General features: G+C 59.2%; 2 protein-coding genes and 1 pseudogene. All 3 read right to left on the reverse strand.

Annotated elements, in window-relative coordinates; genetic code table 11:
* Positions 1-195: 195 nt before the first annotated feature.
* Positions 196-1,731, reverse strand: a complete 1,536-nt coding sequence (gene glpD, locus OQK_RS16730) for a glycerol-3-phosphate dehydrogenase (RefSeq protein WP_016773394.1) — start codon at positions 1,729-1,731, stop codon at positions 196-198.
* 292 nt (positions 1,732-2,023) lie between these two features.
* On the reverse strand, positions 2,024-2,779 hold the full coding sequence (locus tag OQK_RS16735; protein ID WP_007953179.1) for a DeoR/GlpR family transcriptional regulator: 756 nt from the start codon (positions 2,777-2,779) through the stop codon (positions 2,024-2,026).
* A 95-nt stretch (positions 2,780-2,874) separates the two neighbouring features.
* Positions 2,875-3,071, reverse strand: a pseudogene (locus OQK_RS31380) (glycerol kinase); the annotation flags it as partial.

Below are 3,071 nucleotides of genomic sequence, written 5' to 3' on the forward strand. Positions count from 1 at the left end.
GGCGACGTGAGATACCGAGTCGACCTCGGACTTTGGAACCCACGGAGATCGGCTCCCTTTCCCCCTCTACCCCTTGGGGGAGAGGGCTGGGGTGAGGGGGAAAAGATCTAACTGCCCCAATCAGGTTCAACAAAGTCCACATAACAAAAAGCCCCTGAATCTCTCGATGCAGGGGCTTTCGTTTGAACGGTGAGATCAAGCCGCCTCGATCTTCCGATTCTGCTCAACCTTGCCCAGATACGTCGCGAGCTTCTGCTGCTCCTCCGCTGTGGTGAACAAGCCTAGCTTGGTACGGCGCCACAGAATGTCGTGCGCCGTAGTGGCCCATTCTTCGCTGCACAGGTAATCGACTTCGCGGGTGTAGAGCCCGCCGCCGATGTGTTCGCCCATGTCGGCCAGGCTTTCCACGCCTTCGAGCATGCGCCAGGTGCGGCTGCCGTAGGTGACGGCCCAGCGCCGGGCGATTTCGGTCGGGACGAAATCGAATTTGTCGCGAATTCGCGCGCTCAGCGCCTCTGGCGTGGTCATGTCTTCGCCGCCGGGCAGGGTGGCGGTCGCGGTCCAGCTCGGGCGCATCTGGGTGAAGAACGGCATCAATTGCGCCATCGCCGACTCGGCAAGTTTGCGATAGGTAGTCAGCTTGCCACCGAACACCGACAGCAACGGCGCTTCTTCGGTACTGCCCGACAGCGCCAGGGTGTAATCGCGGGTCACTGCCGACGGGTTGTCGGATTCGTCGTTGCACAGCGGGCGAACGCCCGAGTAGCTGTGCACAATGTCTTCGCGGCTCAGCTGCTTCTTGAAGTGGGCGTTGACCACTTTCAGCACGTAATCGGTTTCGCCTTCGGTGATCGCTACTTTCGCCGGGTCGCCGGTGTACTCGCGGTCGGTGGTGCCGATCAGGGTGAAGTGGTTCAGGTACGGAATGGTGAAAACGATGCGCTGATCTTCGTTTTGCAGAATGTGCGCGTGCTCGCCTTCGTACAGCTTCGGCACGATGATGTGGCTGCCCTGGATCAGGCGAATGCCGTACGGCGATTCCATCTTCAGGTCGTCACGGATGAACTTGGCCACCCATGGGCCGGCGGCGTTGACCAGGGCTTTGGCGGTGATCGAAAACAGGCTGCCGTCGGCGCGCTCCAGATGCAGATGCCACAAACCTTTGCTGCGGCGTGCACTGACGCAGCGGGTCTGGGTGTGCACATGCGCACCTTTTTCCCGGGCGGCCATAGCGTTCAGGACCACGAGGCGGGCGTCATCGACCCAGCAGTCGGAGTATTCGAAGCCTTTCTTGATTTCGCTTTTCAGCGCGCTGTCGGCGCCGAACTTCAGGCTTTTCGAACCCGGCAGTTTTTCGCGCTTGCCGAGGTTGTCGTAAAGGAACAGGCCGGCACGAATCATCCACGCTGGACGCAGGTGAGGGCGGTGCGGCAGGACGAAACGCATCGGTTTGACGATGTGCGGCGCTTTCGCCAGCAGGACTTCGCGCTCGGCCAGCGCTTCGCGCACCAGACGGAATTCGTAATGTTCCAGGTAGCGCAGGCCACCGTGGATCAGCTTGCTGCTGGCCGAGGAGGTGTGGCTGGCCAAGTCGTCTTTTTCGCAAAGGAACACCGAAAGACCGCGACCGGCGGCATCCGCTGCGATCCCTACGCCGTTGATCCCGCCGCCAATCACGGCAACGTCATAGATCTCGGAGAGAGGGGGCGTACGCAAGGTAGAGGTGGACATCGGCTGGCCTCGGTTCTTTTGGTTTTATGTCTTGGAAATCGAACATTAATGTTCATTTGCGAAAATGGTAGCCCATAAATACGCGCGCAGCCAGTCGCGTTCGATTGAAAAAACTCATCGAAGGGCGATTAAAAGAAAATTTTCGAACATGAACGCGCGCAAGGGCGCAGAAGATGTGTTGTTTGATCGATTGTTTTCGCGAGCAGGCTCGCTCCCACATTTTGCAATGCATTCCAAGAGTGGGAGCGAGCCTGCTCGCGAAAGCGTCGGTTCGGTCAGCGAGGGAGAGGAATCAGACGACTTCCAGACGAATCTTGTGCTGACTCAACAACTGCGCCAGCGCCGGTACCGGCTGCTGATCGGTGACCAGGCAATCGATCAGGCTGATCGGCCCCAGTCGAATCATCGCGTTACGCCCGAACTTGCTCGAGTCCGCCGCCAGAATCACCTGCCGCGCATTGGCAATGATCGCTTGGGAAACGCGAACTTCCTGATAATCGAAGTCGAGCAGGCTGCCGTCCTCATCGATGCCGCTGATCCCGACCAAGGCGAAATCGACCTTGAACTGATTGATGAAATCCACACTCGCCTGACCGACCACACCGCCGTCCCGCCTTACATTGCCGCCGGTCAGCAGCACATCGAAATCATCCTTGGCGCTGAGCATCGAGGCGACGTGCAGGTTGTTGGTGATGATTTTCAGGTGACTGTGATTGAGCAGGGCGCGGGCGATCGATTCGGTGGTGGTACCGATATTGATGAACAGCGAGGCGTGATCGGGGATCTGTGCGGCGATGGCTTCGCCGATGCGTTGTTTTTCGTCGCGCATCTGATCGGCGCGCATCGCATACGCGGTGTTTTCGACACTGGAATCGTACGCGGCGCCACCGTGGTAGCGACGCAGCAGATTGGCTTCCGCGAGCTGATTGATGTCGCGGCGGATGGTTTGCGGGGTGACAACGAACAGTGTGGCCATCTCCTCGATGCTGACATAGCCGCGTTCGCGGACCAGCTCGAGGATTTGCTGCTGACGGGGAGGCAGATTCATGGGGCTTCCTTTGGGCTGCCAAGCAAAATTTGCCCATGATGCCGCAGGAATCCGCTCCCGACCAGTTAGATGCCTATGTGTAACTCAAGGCTGGCTTATTCAGCGTCCTCGCGCGCCCAGTCACGGGTGCGGCTGACGGCTTTTTTCCAGCCTTTGTAGAGTTTCTCTTTCTCGACTTCGTCCAGGCTCGGTTCGAACTCGCGCTCGATCACTGCTTTGCCGCGCAGTTCTTCCAGGCTGCCCCAGAAGCCGCAGGCCAGGCCGGCCAGATAGGCAGCGCCGAGTGCGGTGG

This window comes from Pseudomonas sp. R62 (assembly GCF_000257605.1).
Classification (GTDB): domain Bacteria; phylum Pseudomonadota; class Gammaproteobacteria; order Pseudomonadales; family Pseudomonadaceae; genus Aquipseudomonas; species Aquipseudomonas atacamensis.